The organism is Staphylococcus caprae (genome assembly GCF_003966625.1).
Lineage (GTDB): Bacteria > Bacillota > Bacilli > Staphylococcales > Staphylococcaceae > Staphylococcus > Staphylococcus caprae.
In genome coordinates, this window is sequence record NZ_AP018587.1 from 1526068 (window position 1) to 1544242 (window position 18175).

Here is an 18175-nt window from a genome sequence, read left to right on the forward strand (position 1 = left end):
TCAATCAGCTACTGCGTAGCCTGTCTTTTAAAAATCAACTGACTAACAAGTAGTCTCAAGACGCATGCTATTCCTGCAGGCGTGTCGCTATCAATACTTCGTTATCTGTTAATTATAAAACTTTCATCTTATTATTTAAATATCACTAGAAACCAGTTATAGTAGTAACACTTGAGGCTTTGCTCAAGTATAAGTGCCACTAGCAACGAATATCTTATTCGTTGCAGTGGCACTAAAAAAGCAGTAAACCTCAAGTGTCAAAGGTCTACTGCTTTTATTGAAACGTTGTTTCTCAACGTTAGTCTTTTACGGGCATATAAAAGGGGATAATTGAAAATGACCAATCCAATAAGAACGAAATATATGTGGGGGGGAATGTTCTAGTCGGTATTGATAATCATTTTCAACTAGTATTATACATGACTGAGAATCGTTGTCAATTAGAATCACAAACTTTTTTTATAAATTTCATCTAACATAATATAAACGCTGTCATATCAACACTTCATAGATTTTTAATTTTCCAAACTAAACTTTCATTAATGATAAAATCATTGAGAATGAATTGTGATAAAATAGATAAAGCAAATAAAGAGAAATTATTAACAAATTCATAACAATTAAAGAATACATCTTTTTCAATCATATGCTATTAGATAAGATGTATCATGAGGTGCAAATATGACAAATATTTTAATCGTAGAAGATGAGCAAAACCTTGCTCGATTTATAGAACTTGAACTCACACATGAGAATTACAATGTAGATATAGAAAATGATGGTCGCACAGGTTTAGATAAAGCATTAAATAAATCATATGATCTAATTATTCTTGACTTAATGTTGCCTAACATTAACGGCCTAGAGATTTGTAGACAAATTCGTCAAGAATATTCAACGCCAATTATTATTATCACCGCTAAAGGTGAAACATATGATAAAGTTGCTGGACTCGATTATGGCGCCGATGATTACATCGTTAAACCTTTCGATATTGAGGAACTGCTCGCTCGAATTAGAGCTATCTTACGTAGACAGCCTCAAAAAGATGTCATTGACATTAACGGAATTATCATTGATAAAGATGCTTTCAAAGTTACAGTTGACGGTACACAGCTCGAATTGACGAAGACGGAGTATGATTTGCTATATGTTTTAGCTGAAAATAGAAATCACGTCATGCAACGTGAACAAATTTTAGACCACGTGTGGGGTTTCAATAGTGAAGTTGAAACGAATGTCGTAGATGTTTATATCCGATATTTACGTAATAAATTAAAACCTTTTAATAAGGAAAAATCGATTGAAACCGTTCGTGGTGTAGGGTATGTGATTCGATGATTAAACGTCGTAAGTTAAAATATAAATGGATGATGATTACGACACTCATTACATTTACGACAATATTGTTATTTTGTTTGATTATCATTTTCTTCTTAAAGGATACATTGAGAAATAGTGAATTAGACGAAGCTGAGAGAAGTTCGAGTGATATTGCAAATTTGTTTCATTCTAAATCTTTAGATCAAATCTCACCGCTCGATTTAAATGCTTCGTTAGAGAACTTTCAAGAGGTCATCATTTTTGATGATAGAGGTAAAAAATTAATACAAACATCTAATGAAAATGCCATCAATTATGACAAAAAGGTTGATATCAATCATCCTGAACGTATTCACATCCATAAAAGTCATGGTATCAACTACTTAATTATTACTGAACCAATACATTCAAAGGACTTTTCCGGATATAGCGTATTAATCCATTCACTACAAAATTACGATAATCTAGTGCGGTCACTTTATATTGTAGCCTTAGCATTTGGACTCATCGCTACAATCATTACAGCAGGAATTAGTTATATCTTCTCATCACAAATTACAAAGCCCATTGTGACAATGTCCAACAAAATGAATCAAATCCGACGTGATGGTTTCCAGAATAAACTTGAATTAACCACAAATTATGAAGAAACAGATAATCTTATCGTGACTTTCAATGATATGATGTATCAAATTGAAGAATCCTTCAATCAACAGCGCCAATTCGTTGAAGACGCCTCTCACGAATTAAGAACACCTTTACAAATCATTCAAGGCCATCTCAATTTAATTCAACGGTGGGGTAAAAAAGACCCAGAAGTTCTAGAAGAGTCACTGGATATATCTATTGAAGAGGTAAACCGAATTACTAAACTTGTTGAAGAATTACTGATGTTAACCAAAGATAGAGTGAACAGTAATGTACTTGAATGTGAAAATGTAGATATAAATAATGAAATTCAAACCCGCGTCAAATCACTTCGACAACTACATCCTAAATATACATTTGAAACAGAATTAACTTCTAAACCTATTCACTTGAAGATCAACCGACATCAATTCGAACAATTACTACTTATCTTCTTAGATAATGCGATGAAGTATGATACTGATAACAAATATATAACGATCACTACACAGTTAAAGAATAAACTTGTTAGTATCGAAATTACCGATCATGGTATGGGTATTCCTAAAGCAGATTTAGAGTTTATCTTTGACAGATTTTATCGTGTAGACAAATCACGTGCGCGAAGTCAAGGCGGTAACGGGTTAGGTTTATCGATTGCCCAAAAAATCGTACAATTAAATGGTGGAACAATTGAAGTAAGCAGTGAAGTTCAATCGTTTACTACTTTCAAAATTCAGTTTCCATTACAAAATTAGGTAACTAAATATAATTTTTTGGATAGCTCCATTGCGTCTTTAAATCGAATCGACGAAGCAACTCATTCCATTTTTTAAAATAACGCAGAACCAATCTATATTTGGTTCTGCTTTTTGTATATAAATAGGTAAATTGACTTTAACAAAATTTGAAATAATGCTATTATTATCTTGTAAGCGTTTCAACATTTTTGTGGAGGGTGTAAAAATGACAAAGGACAAAAAGGAAGTTACAGAGGCGCCTGTAAACTTCGGTGCAAATCTCGGCTTAATGCTAGATTTGTATGATGATTACCTACAAGATCCATCATCAGTTCCAGAAGATTTACAAGTTCTATTTAGTACAATTAAAACAGGGGAAGCTCATATCGAGGCTAAACCGACCACTGGTTCAAGTGGTTCACAAGCGGGAGACAGCACGATTAAACGTGTGATGCGCTTAATCGATAATATACGTCAATACGGACACTTAAAAGCAGGCATTTATCCAGTTAATCCTCCAGAGCGTAAACATGTCCCTAAATTAGGAATTGAAGACTTTGATTTAGACCAAGAAACTTTGGAACAAATTTCAGCTGGTATTGTATCAGAACACTTTGAAGATATTTATGACAATGCCTATGAAGCGATCGTCCGTATGGAAAAACGCTATAAAGGACCAATTGCTTTTGAATATACACATATTAATAATAGTAAAGAGCGCGTTTGGTTAAAAAGACGTATAGAAACGCCTTATAAAGCGAATTTAAACAATAATCAGAAAAAAGAACTTTTCAAAAAATTAGCGCATGTTGAAGGATTTGAAAAATACTTACACAAAAACTTCGTTGGTGCAAAACGTTTCTCTATTGAAGGGGTAGACACGTTAGTACCAATGCTTCAACATACTATTACTTTAGCGGGTAATGAGGGAATTAAGAATATTCAAATCGGTATGGCTCACCGAGGACGATTAAACGTATTAACACATGTGCTTGAAAAACCATATGAAATGATGATTTCAGAATTCATGCACACAGATCCTATGAAATTCTTACCTGAAGACGGTAGTTTAGAATTAACTTCAGGTTGGACAGGCGATGTTAAGTACCACTTAGGTGGCGTTAAAACGACTGACTCATACGGTACTGAACAACGTATTTCTCTAGCTAATAACCCAAGCCACTTGGAAATTGTAGCACCCGTTGTTGAAGGTAGAACACGTGCTGCACAAGATGAAACACATCAAGCTGGTTCACCATCAACTGACTTCCATAAAGCAATGCCAATTATCATTCATGGTGATGCGGCTTATCCAGGTCAAGGTATTAACTTTGAAACAATGAACCTAGGTAGCTTACAGGGTTATACTACTGGCGGTTCACTTCACATCATTACAAATAATAGAATTGGATTCACAACTGAACCTGTTGATGGACGTTCAACAACTTATTCAACTGATGTTGCTAAAGGTTACGATGTTCCAATTTTACACGTTAATGCAGATGATGTAGAAGCAACAATTGAAGCCATCGATATCGCGATGGAATTCCGCAAAGAGTTCCACAAAGATGTCGTTATCGATTTAGTAGGATATCGTCGTTATGGGCATAATGAAATGGATGAACCTTCTATCACAAACCCTGTTCCATATCACAATATTCGTAAACACGAATCAGTCGAAATTTTATATGGTAAGAAATTAGTAGAAGACGGTATCATTTCAGAAGACGAAATGAATGAAATAATTGATAATGTTCAAAAAGAAATGCGTGCAGCGCATGACAAAATCGATAAATCAGATAAGATGGATAATCCAGATATGGAAAAACCTGAGTCACTTCAATTACCATTACAAAGTGACGAGAAAGATTTCACATTTGATCATCTTAAAGAAATCAATGATGCAATGCTCACATATCCTGAAGATTTCCATGTACTTAAAAAGCTAAATAAAGTACTCGAAAAACGTAGAGAACCATTTGAAAAAGATGGCGGATTAGTTGATTGGGCTCAAGCAGAGCAACTTGCTTTCGCCACTATTTTACAAGATGGAACTTCAGTTCGTTTAACTGGTCAAGATAGTGAACGTGGTACTTTCAGTCATAGACATGCTGTTCTACATGACGAAGAAAATGGTGATACTTATACACCATTGCATCATGTACCTGATCAAAAAGCGACTTTTGAAATTCACAACTCACCATTATCTGAAGCTGCTGTTGTTGGTTTCGAATATGGTTACAACGTTGAGAACAAAGGAAGTTTCAACATTTGGGAAGCTCAATACGGAGATTTCTCTAACATGGCACAAATGATTTTTGATAACTTCTTATCAAGTTCTCGTGCTAAATGGGGAGAACGTTCAGGTCTAACATTATTCTTACCTCATTCTTATGAAGGTCAAGGTGCTGAACACTCATCTGCTCGTTTAGAAAGATTCTTGCAACTTGCTGCTGAAAATAATAGCACAGTAGTAAACTTATCTAGTTCAAGTAACTACTTCCACTTATTGCGAGCACAAGCAGCAAGCCTAGATTCTCAAGAAATGAGACCATTAATCGTAATGTCACCGAAAAGTTTATTACGAAATAAAACAGTTGCTAAACCAATCGATGAATTTACTTCTGGTGGTTTCAAACCTATCATTACTGAAGAACACGATGCAGAAAAAGTTAAAAAAGTTATTTTAGCTTCAGGAAAAATGTTTATCGATTTAAAAGAACATTTAGAGAAAAACCCTGATGAATCTACTTTACTTGTTGCAGTAGAGAGATTATATCCATTCCCTGAAGAAGAAATTAAAGAAGTTCTAGAATCACTACCAAATCTAGAAAAAGTATCATGGGTTCAAGAAGAACCTAAAAACCAAGGCGCTTGGTTATTTGTTTATCCTTATCTTAAAGCACTTGTTGCTGATAGATATGATCTTAGCTATCATGGTAGAATTCAAAGGGCAGCACCTGCTGAAGGTGATGGAGAAATTCATAAACTTGTTCAAAATCGAATTATTGAAAGTAGCATTAATAATTAACTAGGGGGAAATTAAGTATGCCAGAGGTAAAAGTTCCAGAATTAGCAGAATCAATCACAGAAGGTACCATTGCAGAGTGGTTAAAGAACGTTGGAGATAGCGTAGATAAAGGTGAAGCTATCTTAGAATTAGAAACAGATAAAGTAAACGTTGAAGTTGTTTCTGAGGAAGCAGGCGTACTATCTGAACAATTAGCCGAAGAAGGCGATACAGTTGAAGTAGGTCAAGCTGTAGCTGTTGTAGGCGAAGGTAGTGGTAATGCATCAAGTGGTTCATCAGAAGACACTCCACAAAAAGATGAATCTAAAGATGCAGGACAAACTGAAGATAAATCAGAACAAAAACAAGCTTCTTCAGATAATAAACAAGATAGCCAAGATACTAACAATCAACGTGTCAATGCTACGCCATCTGCACGTAGACATGCACGTGAAAATGGCGTTAACTTAAGCGAAGTTTCTGGTAAAGGAAATGACGTATTAAGAAAAGATGACGTTGATAATAGTCAAAAACAAGCAAGTCAACCAGCTAAAAGTGAAAGCAAATCACAAGACAGTGGTTCTAAAAAATCTAATGACAATCCATCTAAACCAGTTATTCGTGAAAAAATGTCACGTCGTAAGAAAACAGCTGCTAAAAAATTATTAGAAGTATCTAATCAAACAGCAATGTTAACAACATTCAACGAAGTAGACATGACAAATGTTATGGAATTACGTAAACGTAAAAAAGAACAATTCATGAAAGATCATGATGGAACAAAACTTGGTTTCATGTCATTCTTCACTAAAGCAGCAGTAGCAGCACTTAAGAAATATCCTGAAGTCAATGCTGAAATCGACGGCGAAGATATGATTACTAAGCAATTCTATGATATCGGTATTGCTGTTTCTACAGATGATGGTTTATTAGTTCCATTCGTTAGAGACTGCGATAAGAAAAACTTTGCTGAAATTGAACAAGAAATTGCTAACTTAGCTGTCAAAGCACGTGATAAAAAATTAGGCTTAGATGACATGGTTAACGGTTCATTCACAATTACGAATGGCGGTATCTTCGGTTCAATGATGAGTACACCAATCATTAACGGTAGCCAAGCTGCTATCTTAGGTATGCACTCAATCATTACTCGTCCAATCGCAATCGATAAAGATACAATTGAAAACCGTCCAATGATGTACTTAGCTTTAAGCTATGACCACAGAATCATTGATGGTAAAGAAGCAGTAGGATTCTTAAAAACAATCAAAGAATTAATTGAAAATCCAGAAGATTTATTACTAGAATCATAATTCTGAACTAAATATACTCTATAAATACTGATACAGCGGCGTTCGACGTCGCTGTATTTTTTGTATTTAATATTTATTTTAAACTTTGCTTTAATTTAAAGTAAGTTTTTTAGAATTTATAATATAAATGTTGTACTAGGACTACCTAAGTGATAAAATTTAATGAAACTATAACTTAGTAGGTGAGAATATGGAGTTCATGTATAAATATTTTTATAAATTTCCTAAAGAACATGAAAATGAGTATAAGAAAAGATTTGAATCACCAAGTGCAGAGATATTAGAGCTTAAAATCAGACCTTATAGACATAACGAATTATACAATTTATATTATATTCCTACTTCTGAAATATTAAATTTGGTATATACAATAGAAAAAAACAACTCGAATTTGGTGAAATTAACAAGCAACTTGCCGGATGTAGCTACTAAATCTCTGCATCAAGATATTATTGTTAATGAATTGTATTACACTAACCAAATAGAAGGTATTAATAGTAATAAACAAGAGATCGTGCAGAGTATGAAAGAATTAAAAGAAAATCCTAAAAAAGATATACGATTTAAAAGTATGTTAAATTCTTATTTTGGCATATTATACGGTAAAAATAACCTTCCTCAAGTACCAAAAGATATTAAAACTATTTATGAGATGATTGCAGAAGAGGAAGTCGATAATGAAAATAAACCGGACGGCGAATTATTTCGGAATCACCCGGTCAACATTGTTACCTCTACTAATAAAGTTATACATGAAGGCATTACCCCGCATAGTAAAATTGTAAATCATCTACAATTGTTATTAAATTTCTTAAATATACCCAGTAAAATCACACCAATTATAAAAATTGCTATATCACACTATTACTTTGGATATATTCATCCATTTTATGATGGAAATGGACGTACTTCACGCTTTATAAATAGTTTATATTTAAGTAAAGAATATGATGAGCTAACAGCAATTTCATTATCAAGTATGATAGAAAATAATAAAAAAACATACTATGATATGTTCGATAAAACAAACAGTGTAATAAATAAAGGTGAACTCAACTATTTTATTAACAACTTTTTAAGCTTTATTAAGGAAGGACAAGAAAGTTTAATTGAAGAATTAAAAACAAAAAATTCACAATTAGAGTTCGCTTACAAAAAAATTAACGACGATCCTAAATTAACATCATTATCTGAGAAACATAAAAATATCATGTTTATTTTAGCTCAAATTCAATATTTTTCTTTAGAAGACCATACGACAGTACAAGAGCTTTCAACATATTTAAATACTACTAGTCAAACTACAAGAAAGTTGTTAAACGAATTAATCAAAATTAATATTGTTGAAAAGACGGGAGAGCGCCCTGTACTATATAAAGCTATAGATGGATATTTCTAATTAAATTACAGATTTCTATTTCCTATACAACGACCATAGAGTCCGTTGTATTTTTACACCTTAAATATGACTAAAGTATGATTATGTTTATAGTTCTTAGTGCTAAGATATAAGAGTGAAAGAATAAGTCACAGAAATTGGGAGTAAAAATGTCTAATATTGCAATCAAGTTTTATCACATCTCAAAAAGGATAAATAAGCAAATTATTATCAAAAATAGCAATTTTATTATTCCAAAAAATTCCATCACTTTAATAAAGGGGCATAATGGTTCAGGGAAAAGTGTAACTTTAAAGATTATTGCTGGTTTAATGAATTATCAGAATGGGAGTCTTTCTGTTAAAGGACGAGTAAGTTATGCGATAGATTACTTTCCTGACAATTTAAATTTAACTATTAATGAATACTTTAAATTTTTATTAAAAACATACCCATCTGACCAAACACAGGTAAATCTTAATTCCTTTATTCAACACTTCAATTTATCACCATTTTTAACTCAAAAAATTAAAAATTGTTCAAAAGGCACGAAACAAAAGGTAAATATGATTCAGTGTTTGCTTAAAAAAGCTGATATTTATATTTTAGATGAACCATTTTCTGGACTGGACCAAGAAGCTACACAATTTCTATTAGATTATTTAAGTCAATTAAAATCTATAGCTACAATAGTATTAACGTCTCACGAATCATTTTTACATCAAAAAATCACTACGCACATTCTTAATATTGAAAATGGAGAATTTCATACTGTTGAAAGTGATATAAACGAAATCTCACAAATTACTAAATTAGTTATTATTAAATATAACGCTAGAATTTCTAAAATTTTATCAAAGTATCATCATCTTAACTCTATTCAAACTGTAGATGATAAGTTGCACATTCAAATTAATGCATCTTATTTGAATACCTTACTTAAAATATTACTTGATCAGCAATGTGACATCATCGAAATAAAGGATGTGACTGGTTCATGATAGCGTTTATTCAATATCAATATAAGAAATACCTTCGCTCTTATCAGTTCATACCGCCGATGATGATTTTTATAACTTGGATTATTATTCAATATCTTTATAGTGGCCAACCAATATTGTCTAGTTATGCTTCAAGTTGTTTGGTGTTGCTTATTATTTCATGTTGGCTTACCATAAATATTTTAAATTTAGAAACGTTAAACGAAAAATATTTACTTTTTATACAGTTTGAGTCTAAACTTAAGTATCTTTTTGGTAAGTTACTATTTATATTTTTGGTAAACTGTATGTTAATTGTTTTTTCGATGCTTTATCCAATTTTAATACATAGTTTTAAGGATAAAGTATCTTTAAAAGAGGCCACACTGGCAATTGCCTTACACATCATTGTTTGTTTAACTGCAACCCTAATTTCTACATTCATTGCGAATATTAATGTGTTATCAAAAAAATATAAGTGGTTACTTATTGCTTTAATCATTTTGGTAAGTATTTTACGTCCATTTTTATTACAAACGTACACTTTTCTTAAATATATATTGTGGATTGTACCACCAATAGGTGACTATATGTCAGTTTATAATACAGAAATACTCGCTCATTTTAACTATCTATCAATAACATTAATTATGATAGTCTATATTTTAGTTTTATTTGGACTCACCATATTTATTTTCTTAAAATCCGAGCAAAAATAAACGTCCTAACCCAATTGGCTAGGACGTTTATTATATTATATATGATTAAGAAAGAAATATAATTTCAATAATTGCAAGAATTACACAAACTACAAATGCAATTGTAAAATATTTAAAACTAGGCTTTTGTTTATTATCTAAATTAGTGAAAACTTGAATACCTGAATAAACTGCAATAAGTACTGTAATTGCAAATAAAATCCATAAGTTAGACATATGTACGCCTCCTTAAACATGTCTTTACATATATTTTAATATATACAAAAATTTTATCCAATGTGTAATTTCAATTTTCAAACAAATGACAATGTTGACTTAAAATAACCCACATAGAATAAACTTTCAGCATATTCATTAGCCTTAAAATACGTTATAATATTGATTATAAAGACAAAATCTAGGAGTGTCAGTTTATGAGCGGACTTAGAAGTGTCACTATAGGGACGAGTGACCTATCTAAAACTAAAGAATTATTTAGTAACATCATCGGATTGCAATATACTGATAAAAATGAAAATGCTTTAAGATTTGGAGATGCTAATTTAAGCCCAGGTACTCGACTACATTTTGTAGAAATTCCTACTAATGATTACATAAATCAACATATTGATAGTGTAGGCTTACGCACACCTTCTGATTTAGGATTAGATGAGTATCAAGAAATCCTCTCAAATCACAACATCTCTTATAGCTCAATGACTGAACTCAATGGTAATAAACATTTTAGTTTTGAAGATGACAATCATCAAACATTCGATATTTACTCAAATGAACATAATACAGGTGTCGGTCTTGGCATGCCTTCATTTGATAGTTCAGTTAATCCACTTCATCAAGTGCAAGGTTTAGGGCCTGTGATACTTAAAGTCAACGAATTAGCGATTACTACATCTATTTTAACGAGAGTATTTGGTCTGGATTTATTCGCAGAGTATTTACCAAGTGAAGACGCCGATGAAAATATTCAAGTTTTCAAAATTGGTGAAGGTGGCTTAGGTGGTGAACTTCACTTATATGAAGCCGATAAAGATATTGAAATGTCTGATGTCGGTCCAGTAGAACAAGTCGAATTCTCAACGCAACATCGTGAAGCTTTTAATCAAGCTAAAGAACGTTTAGATGAAATCGGTATACCTTACCAAACGTTAGAACAAGGGGATTCAGAATCTTTAAGAATCACTGAAAACAGTGGTATCTCATTTATTTACACATTAGAAAAGTAAATCATTTTTTTATAGAGGAAGGTTATACAATGTTACATGAAACATGGAAAGAACGTACACCTATCAAAAAAGTAGAAGTGACAAATACAGATGCTAAGAAATTTACAGTTTCTGATATGTTAACAGTTGGTAAACAATACGATGTTATCAATGAAACTGAAGAGTATTATCAAATTATTGATAACTCTGGCTTAGTGGGCGGATACTTCAAGGACTACTTTAAAGAAGTATAGAACGCGCCATGCAATTGAAGTAGTGATGACTTAACATTATTAATAGGGCTAAGACAGGTCTGTGGAGACTTAGATGTCTTAGCCTCTTTTTATACATAAAGGAAGGGTAACGATGGTACAAACAATTTATAAAAACTCAGATGAATCTGTATTTCAAGATGCGAAAGTGCTTTTTGAATTAAATAAAAATATTTTATTAAAAGGCCCTACAGGTTCTGGGAAAACGAAGCTTGCTGAGACACTTAGTCAGGAAGTTCAACGGCCTATGCACCAAGTCAATTGTTCAGTTGATTTAGATACTGAAAGTTTACTCGGATTTAAAACTATTCAAACAAATGAAGAAGGCCATCAAGAAATTGTGTTTATAGATGGACCTGTAATTAAAGCAATGAAACAGGGTCATATTCTCTATATTGATGAAATTAATATGGCGAAACCTGAGACGTTACCAATTCTAAATGGTGTTTTAGACTATCGACGTCAAATTACTAACCCATATACTGGTGAGGTCATTAAAGCTGCACCAGGCTTCAATGTTATCGCTGCAATTAATGAAGGATATGTTGGGACGTTACCTATGAACGAAGCACTCAAGAACCGTTTTATCGTCATAGAAGTTGATTATATTGATGGGGATATTTTGAAAACGGTGATCAAAGAGCAAAGCCGATTGCAAGATGATCAAGTGATACGACAAATTATCAAATTTAATGAAGATTTAAGAACAATGACGAAGCAAGGACAAATTTCCGAAGAGGCTGCTAGTATACGTGCACTCATCGACTTAAGTGACTTAGCTACTGTTATACCTATTGAACGTGCGATTAAACGTACTATTATCGATAAGTTAGAAGATGAACGTGAGCAACAAGCCATTGTTAACGCAATTGAGTTAAATTTTTAAAGAGGGATACGTATGAGTGATCGTTTTATCAAATTCAACGATGAACAATTAGATGCTAAGCAAGTCATGATGTTACAAGACCTAGCACGATTGCTTTTAAAAAATGAACAAACACAAGTCAAAATCCAAAAATTTCCATATTATAATCCATTTAGCAATACTTTAATCACAAGTTGGTTTTGGTCTCATCGGCCACCTCAAGTTGAACAAGCAGGGCTTAAAACTGACGTACTATTAGCTGCATATGGCTACCATCACATGGATGTAGATATTGTAAACGAAGTCCTACATCATAGTGATTTCCAACATCGTAAATTCTTTCATCAGTTGTTCAAGTTATTGGAAGATGTGCGTATCTTCGACATCATCCGTAACGAACGACCAAGTACTGCTAAGTATATCGATTTACGTTTAAATACGCGAATGGCTTTCACAGATTCACAAATCAATGTGTATAAAACTAAAACTGTTTATACAGATTTATTATTCCTTTATTTAGAGCGTGCCTTTCTAAGTCAAAACTTCTTTGACATACCAACAATACATCCGTTATTTGATGATATTTTAGTTAGCATGTATCAGTATCTGCCTAATATTTTCCAGAATCAATCTTCAGAAGATAATATGTACCTCGCTGAACGTATTATGTACCAAGTTGATGATTTACTCAAAGAAGATATGTTAAATGAATATTATTATTTACCACAAAAGTTATACGAAGATATTCAAACTACTACATTTGACGATTTGAAACGTACAGATGCAAGTCAAACAGATGGTAACGATACCAATAATTCCGAAGAAGATATTGAAACTGCAGAAGCAGAAACAAAGTCAGCGGATAGTCAATCCAAAGGCGGTGCTTATCTAGAAATGGAACTTCATGAAGGTGAAAATAGTGAAGTCATGGCGGATAATGACACAGCTCGAGAAGGCGACAGCACTGATGATATGACCGATATGATGACTAAGAAAGGAAAGGGCTCTCAGAGTACTTTAGATCATGATGAAGGTGGTTTAATAGGCCAAAATCAAGCATTTGCCTTAGAAGGAATCAATAAGAATGTAAAAATTGAATGGAAAGTACCTGATATTCAACCTCAAGACATCATAAATTACCAATCTTCGAAGAATGATGTGCAATATGAGATTAAAGATTTAATTCAAATCATTAAAAAAACAATTGACCGAGAACATGAAGATGAACGTCGCAATCTCACTAAAGGGCGGCTTCAAAAAGATTTAATCAACTGGTTTATTGATGATCAATTTAAATTATTTTATAAAAAACAGGACTTAAGTAAGACGTTTGATGCAACCTTCACACTGTTAGTAGATGCCTCTGCGAGCATGCATGACAAAATGGACGAAACGATCAAAGGTGTCGTTTTATTCCACGAAACATTGAAAACTTTAAATATTAAACATGAAATTTTAGCTTTTAATGAGGATGCCTTTGAAGCTGATGATCGCGAGCAACCTAATATTATTGATGAAATTATTAATTATAATTATTCAATTTTTGAAAAGGAAGGCCCTCGAATTATGTCATTAGAACCGCAAGATGATAATCGCGATGGCGTGGCAATCAGAGTCGCAAGTGAACGTCTTTTACAAAGAAGTCATCAACAGCGTTTTCTTATCGTGTTCTCAGATGGTGAACCATCAGCATTTAATTATAGTCAAGATGGCATCATTGATACGTATGAAGCTGTTGAAACTGCACGTAAGTTTGGGATTGAAGTTTTTAACGTCTTCCTTAGTCAAGAACCAATTACTGAAGATATTGAGCAAACCATTCACAATATCTATGGTCAATTTTCAATTTTTGTTGAGGGCGTGGAACATTTACCAAGTCATTTATCGCCATTATTGAAGAAACTATTGCTGAAGTCCTTTTAAACTTTTGAAAATAGTGGGATGCGTAAGTGTTGGATTGCACTTCGTTTTCTTAATTAGAAGATATTTCGCTTTAACTTTAAAATATGAAAATATTTACATTATATAAGTTTTTAAATTTTCTGAAATTATATAGACTTATAAATCTTAATTATGATAGAATGTTGAATGTTGCATTATTAGATAAAAAGGAGCAGCATTATGAATAAAAATACTTGGATTATAGGTTTTACCTTATTTGCCATGTTTTTCGGTGCGGGAAACCTTATTTTTCCAACAAATCTCGGTCTCGATAGTGGACATTTCTTATGGCCGGCTATACTTGCATTTGCTTTAACAGGTATAGGTCTACCTTTATTAGGTGTCGTCGTAGGGGCTTTAGACCATCAAGGTTATATCGGGGCATTAAAGAAAATTTCACCAAAATTTTCTTTAATATTTTTAATTATTATATACTTAACAATCGGACCATTGTTTGCAATTCCTCGTACAGCTTCAACATCATTTGAAATGACGATTACACCAATTGCTCATACAAATGGAAGTTTAGCTTTATTAATTTTTACTATCATCTATTTTTTAATCGTTCTTTATTTATGTCTCAATCCAAATAAAATGATTGATAGAATTGGTTCATTACTTACACCTTTATTGCTCATAACTATCTTAGCTATGATTATTAAAGGTTTTGTAGATTTCGGAGGGCAGACACCAGATGCTGGTAACACAAAACTGTTCCATTCTGCATTTGGTAGTTTCTCACAAGGCTTTACTCAGGGATACTTAACAATGGATGCAATAGCTTCAATTGCGTTTTCAATGATTGTCGTTAATGCGGTGAAGGCTACTGGCATTCAGCATGCTGATAAGATTTTCAAACAGACGATGATAGCAGGGCTTATCGCTGCTGTAGCTTTAGTTTTTATTTATATTTCATTAGGATTTATCGGTAATCATATGCATGTCACTCCTGGGAAAATGAAAGAACTCACAGCAAACGATCAAAACGTGGGTACTTATTTACTAACTACGATGGCAGCTACCGGTTTCGGTACTTTTGGTAAATACTTATTAGGTATTATTGTTGCACTAGCATGTTTGACTACAGCTTGCGGACTTATTGTCTCAGTGAGCCAATATTTCCATCGTATTTTACCTAAAATCCCTTATAAAGTGTATGTCATTATTTTTACTTTAATAAGTTTCATCCTAGCAAACCAAGGGCTTAATTCAGTAATAACGATGTCTGTACCGGTGTTGAGTATTGTTTATCCAATCGCCATTACAGTTGTCTTGCTCATATTAATTGCTCGTTTTGTTCCAACCAAACCCATCGCTCAACAAATTCCGCTTGTTGTTATAGCGATTGAGTCTATTTTAAGTTTAATCACTACGCAAGGCTGGATTAAAATATCATTTATAGATCATTTACCATTAAAACACTATTCACTTGAATGGTTCCCAATTGCTGTGGTTGCTACAATCATTGGTTATATTGTTTCTTACTTTGTTAAACAAAAGACCATCGCATATCAAAAAGAGTAATACCATAATAAAAATTTAAATATGACTATGTAAAAGGCACTCATAACGGAAGTAATATTTTAGAAGTGCACCCAAAAGTTGGACTTAAATCTAACTTCATGGGATGCACTTTATTTCTACTTCGTGTGAGTGCCATTTTTATATTTATTCTTTTCTCATAGATAACAAGTGTTGCTTTAAATCTTGTTCTAGACCATTCAGTTCTTTTTCAGCAGCTTGACGTTTTTGACGTCCGTCTTGCTGAATTTGTAACGTTTGTTCAATTGTTTCTATGATATCACTTTGTGTTGCTTTTAGTGTTTCAATATCAACAATACCACGCTCATTTTCAGTAGCCGTTTCGATTGCATTCTGTTTAAGCATAGAAGCATTCTGTGTTAGTAAATCATTTGTCGTATCTGTAACGGCTCGTTGTGCTGAAACTGCATTGCGTTGGCGCATTAATGTTAAAGCAATTGCCATTTGATTCTTCCATAAAGGAATACTTGTAAGAATTGAGCTTTGGATTTTTTCAGCTAATGCCTGATTAACATTTTGAATCATACGAATTTGTGGTGCAGTTTGAATCGCAATTTGTCGAGATAATTGCAAATCGTAAATTCGCTTTTCTAAACGATCTACGAATTGTTCCATATCAGCAACGGCTTGAATATCCATTTGATTTTCAGAGTGTTGCACTTTGTCCTGTAACTCTGGTATCGTTTCTGATTGAATCTGCTGTTTCTTACGCTGAGCTGCTGCAATATATAGTGTTACATCATCAAAATATTTTTTATTTTGATCGTAAAGACCGTCTAACAACTCAACATCTTTCGTTAAATTACCTTTATGCTTGTCTAGCTGAACCGTAATTCGATCAATTTGCGAACTTACAGATTGCATTCTAGAGAAAACTTCATTTATAGAAGCTTTCGTTCTTCTAAATAGTCGTTTAAGCTTAGATTGTTTGTTTGGATCTAAATCGTTAGGATTAACAGACTTTAATTTTCCCATTAATTGATTAAGAGAATCACCAACCGGTCCCATATCTTTAGATTGAACTTCATCTAACATTTGATGAGAAAATTGAGACATGCTTTGTTGTAAATTCGTACCAAATTGTAATAAACCTTCATGATCTAAAGGTTTAATTTGCTGACTAATTGTTTCTATTTTTTGTTTGTCTTCCTCACTAAATTGAGGTTCAAAGTCTTGAGCGACTGTTGGATTTTGAGTTGAATTATCTTGAATATATTGATCGAGTGGATGCGATTGATTGCTGTTTAATTCGCGCGTCATCTCATTCATCTCTCCATTTCTGTTATACATCTTTACGACGTTCCTGTTCTAATTTATTTAATTCCATTTCAATATCGAGTCGTTCATAATCTTCCTCATTTAAACGTTTCAAATCTGCTACTAACGTTCGTTTCACTTCATCCAAAGTAATTCGTGTTTGTTCAAGCTTTTGCTTTTCTTCTTTTGACTTTCTTGGCATGCGAGCTAAACGTGTATACGAGTCTACCAAATTGAGTGCATTGTCTAAATGAGAATAAAAGAAACCTTCTACTTTGAAAAACATCCCTGGACGTTGTTTAATACTCGTATATATTGAACGAGAAATACGATAAATATCATTAACCTGTCTAAAATCTTTAATAGATCGTATATTTATAAATGATTTTAAAATGTTTCTAATCTTTAATTGAGCTTGGTTAAGCTGCGCTCTAACATATCTATAGTCTCTTCGCGATAATCCGATTTCATTAAGATATTTACGTGAAGTGAGTCTTTGAGTAGGGAAGTAAGATGCTAAAAAACCAACTATCCCTATAACACCATCAATTAAAAAGGATAAATCCCAAGCAAAAACAGTAACTAACCAAACGACAAAAGCTACTGGTATACCCACTAACACTCCAAATATACGAGAAATGTTATATCTCAAATGTCATCTTCCTTTATATTAAAGTTTAAATCGTTTTAAATTCTGTTAAGGAGTCATCGGTATCTAAATCTTCAATAGTATAATTCGTAACCGATGAAGCAGGTGAAGCACCTTTAATTACCGATTGTATAAATTGTTCTAATTCTTTATTATTACCTTGCGCATATATATCTACGTAGTCTTCAACATTCTGAACTGTCCCTTTAATATTGTATTCTCTAGCGATACGTTCAGTATAGAATCTAAATCCCACACCTTGAACAGTTCCGAAAACTTGAATATGTTTACGTTGCATAATATCACCTCATGTTTTCATTATACGTATTTTGGTTGTAAAAAACTAATAATTGCTAT

At 32.7% G+C, this 18175-nt stretch carries 16 protein-coding genes and 1 pseudogene; 13 read left to right on the plus strand and 4 right to left on the minus strand.

Annotated features, from left to right (window positions below):
* Nucleotides 1-336: 336 nt before the first annotated feature.
* The 8 genes and pseudogenes from JMUB898_RS12845 to JMUB898_RS07315 form a co-directional block, all read left to right on the plus strand.
* Nucleotides 337-473 (plus strand): annotated as a pseudogene (locus tag JMUB898_RS12845) (hypothetical protein); the annotation flags it as partial.
* A 208-nt stretch (nucleotides 474-681) separates the two neighbouring features.
* Complete coding sequence (locus JMUB898_RS07285) at nucleotides 682-1341, plus strand: response regulator transcription factor (protein WP_002442853.1); 660 nt, start codon at nucleotides 682-684, stop codon at nucleotides 1339-1341.
* Entirely contained in the window at nucleotides 1338-2708 is a 1371-nt protein-coding gene (locus JMUB898_RS07290; protein WP_044466266.1) for a HAMP domain-containing sensor histidine kinase, read from the plus strand. Before JMUB898_RS07285 ends, JMUB898_RS07290 begins: the two co-directional genes overlap by 4 nt.
* Before the next feature lie 208 nt (nucleotides 2709-2916).
* Entirely contained in the window at nucleotides 2917-5721 is a 2805-nt protein-coding gene (locus tag JMUB898_RS07295) for a 2-oxoglutarate dehydrogenase E1 component (protein ID WP_037541444.1), read from the plus strand.
* 17 nt (nucleotides 5722-5738) lie between these two features.
* On the plus strand, nucleotides 5739-7013 hold the full coding sequence (sucB, locus tag JMUB898_RS07300) for a dihydrolipoyllysine-residue succinyltransferase (protein WP_002442845.1): 1275 nt from the start codon (nucleotides 5739-5741) through the stop codon (nucleotides 7011-7013).
* A 190-nt stretch (nucleotides 7014-7203) separates the two neighbouring features.
* Nucleotides 7204-8412 (plus strand): Fic family protein, encoded by a 1209-nt coding sequence (locus JMUB898_RS07305; protein ID WP_002442843.1) that lies wholly within the window; start codon nucleotides 7204-7206, stop codon nucleotides 8410-8412.
* Nucleotides 8413-8561: 149 nt separating this feature from the next.
* Nucleotides 8562-9392 carry an ATP-binding cassette domain-containing protein gene (locus JMUB898_RS07310; RefSeq protein WP_002442841.1) on the plus strand — a complete coding sequence of 277 codons (831 nt, stop codon included), beginning with the start codon at nucleotides 8562-8564 and terminating at the stop codon, nucleotides 9390-9392.
* Nucleotides 9389-10090: a hypothetical protein gene (locus tag JMUB898_RS07315; RefSeq protein ID WP_002442839.1), complete on the plus strand. Its 702-nt coding sequence runs from the start codon at nucleotides 9389-9391 to the stop codon at nucleotides 10088-10090. Before JMUB898_RS07310 ends, JMUB898_RS07315 begins: the two co-directional genes overlap by 4 nt.
* Before the next feature lie 45 nt (nucleotides 10091-10135).
* Here the strand turns inward: JMUB898_RS07315 and JMUB898_RS07320 are convergent, their stop codons facing one another.
* Nucleotides 10136-10306 carry a hypothetical protein gene (locus JMUB898_RS07320; protein WP_002442837.1) on the minus strand — a complete coding sequence of 57 codons (171 nt, stop codon included), beginning with the start codon at nucleotides 10304-10306 and terminating at the stop codon, nucleotides 10136-10138.
* A gap of 197 nt (nucleotides 10307-10503) precedes the next feature.
* On the opposite strand from JMUB898_RS07320, the gene JMUB898_RS07325 reads away from it, so the two are divergent.
* The 5 genes from JMUB898_RS07325 to brnQ3 all read left to right on the plus strand — a co-directional run bounded on the left by JMUB898_RS07325 (nucleotide 10504) and on the right by brnQ3 (nucleotide 15894).
* Nucleotides 10504-11313, plus strand: coding sequence for a VOC family protein (locus JMUB898_RS07325; RefSeq protein WP_002442836.1), 810 nt, complete (start codon nucleotides 10504-10506; stop codon nucleotides 11311-11313).
* A gap of 29 nt (nucleotides 11314-11342) precedes the next feature.
* Nucleotides 11343-11546 carry a DUF6501 family protein gene (locus JMUB898_RS07330; RefSeq protein WP_002442835.1) on the plus strand — a complete coding sequence of 68 codons (204 nt, stop codon included), beginning with the start codon at nucleotides 11343-11345 and terminating at the stop codon, nucleotides 11544-11546.
* 112 nt (nucleotides 11547-11658) lie between these two features.
* Nucleotides 11659-12450 (plus strand): ATP-binding protein, encoded by a 792-nt coding sequence (locus tag JMUB898_RS07335; RefSeq protein WP_002442834.1) that lies wholly within the window; start codon nucleotides 11659-11661, stop codon nucleotides 12448-12450.
* A gap of 12 nt (nucleotides 12451-12462) precedes the next feature.
* Nucleotides 12463-14352, plus strand: coding sequence for a vWA domain-containing protein (locus JMUB898_RS07340; RefSeq protein WP_002442833.1), 1890 nt, complete (start codon nucleotides 12463-12465; stop codon nucleotides 14350-14352).
* Between the two features lie 198 nt (nucleotides 14353-14550).
* Nucleotides 14551-15894: a branched-chain amino acid-like transporter carrier protein BrnQ3 gene (gene brnQ3, locus JMUB898_RS07345; protein ID WP_002442831.1), complete on the plus strand. Its 1344-nt coding sequence runs from the start codon at nucleotides 14551-14553 to the stop codon at nucleotides 15892-15894.
* Between the two features lie 144 nt (nucleotides 15895-16038).
* On the opposite strand, the gene JMUB898_RS07350 is transcribed toward brnQ3, so the two are convergent.
* The 3 genes from JMUB898_RS07350 to JMUB898_RS07360 are packed head-to-tail and all read right to left on the minus strand — an operon-like array spanning nucleotide 16039 to nucleotide 18116.
* Nucleotides 16039-17172, minus strand: a complete 1134-nt coding sequence (locus JMUB898_RS07350; RefSeq protein ID WP_037541557.1) for a toxic anion resistance protein — start codon at nucleotides 17170-17172, stop codon at nucleotides 16039-16041.
* 22 nt (nucleotides 17173-17194) lie between these two features.
* Nucleotides 17195-17821, minus strand: a complete 627-nt coding sequence (locus JMUB898_RS07355; protein WP_037541443.1) for a 5-bromo-4-chloroindolyl phosphate hydrolysis family protein — start codon at nucleotides 17819-17821, stop codon at nucleotides 17195-17197.
* Between the two features lie 25 nt (nucleotides 17822-17846).
* The gene (locus tag JMUB898_RS07360) at nucleotides 17847-18116 is read right to left on the minus strand and encodes an acylphosphatase (RefSeq protein WP_002442828.1); all 270 of its coding nucleotides are present in this window, start codon (nucleotides 18114-18116) and stop codon (nucleotides 17847-17849) included.
* Nucleotides 18117-18175 lie beyond the last annotated feature (59 nt).

Bases quoted from the DNA above. Each gene is read 5' to 3' on its own strand.
- JMUB898_RS07285 (WP_002442853.1), top strand. From the start codon at position 682: ATGACAAATATTTTAATCGTAGAAGATGAGCAAAACCTTGCTCGATTT.
- JMUB898_RS07290 (WP_044466266.1), top strand. From the start codon at position 1,338: ATGATTAAACGTCGTAAGTTAAAATATAAATGGATGATGATTACGACA.
- JMUB898_RS07295 (WP_037541444.1), top strand. From the start codon at position 2,917: ATGACAAAGGACAAAAAGGAAGTTACAGAGGCGCCTGTAAACTTCGGT.
- sucB (WP_002442845.1), top strand. From the start codon at position 5,739: ATGCCAGAGGTAAAAGTTCCAGAATTAGCAGAATCAATCACAGAAGGT.
- JMUB898_RS07305 (WP_002442843.1), top strand. From the start codon at position 7,204: ATGGAGTTCATGTATAAATATTTTTATAAATTTCCTAAAGAACATGAA.
- JMUB898_RS07310 (WP_002442841.1), top strand. From the start codon at position 8,562: ATGTCTAATATTGCAATCAAGTTTTATCACATCTCAAAAAGGATAAAT.
- JMUB898_RS07315 (WP_002442839.1), top strand. From the start codon at position 9,389: ATGATAGCGTTTATTCAATATCAATATAAGAAATACCTTCGCTCTTAT.
- JMUB898_RS07320 (WP_002442837.1), bottom strand. From the start codon at position 10,306: ATGTCTAACTTATGGATTTTATTTGCAATTACAGTACTTATTGCAGTT.
- JMUB898_RS07325 (WP_002442836.1), top strand. From the start codon at position 10,504: ATGAGCGGACTTAGAAGTGTCACTATAGGGACGAGTGACCTATCTAAA.
- JMUB898_RS07330 (WP_002442835.1), top strand. From the start codon at position 11,343: ATGTTACATGAAACATGGAAAGAACGTACACCTATCAAAAAAGTAGAA.
- JMUB898_RS07335 (WP_002442834.1), top strand. From the start codon at position 11,659: ATGGTACAAACAATTTATAAAAACTCAGATGAATCTGTATTTCAAGAT.
- JMUB898_RS07340 (WP_002442833.1), top strand. From the start codon at position 12,463: ATGAGTGATCGTTTTATCAAATTCAACGATGAACAATTAGATGCTAAG.
- brnQ3 (WP_002442831.1), top strand. From the start codon at position 14,551: ATGAATAAAAATACTTGGATTATAGGTTTTACCTTATTTGCCATGTTT.
- JMUB898_RS07350 (WP_037541557.1), bottom strand. From the start codon at position 17,172: ATGACGCGCGAATTAAACAGCAATCAATCGCATCCACTCGATCAATAT.
- JMUB898_RS07360 (WP_002442828.1), bottom strand. From the start codon at position 18,116: ATGCAACGTAAACATATTCAAGTTTTCGGAACTGTTCAAGGTGTGGGA.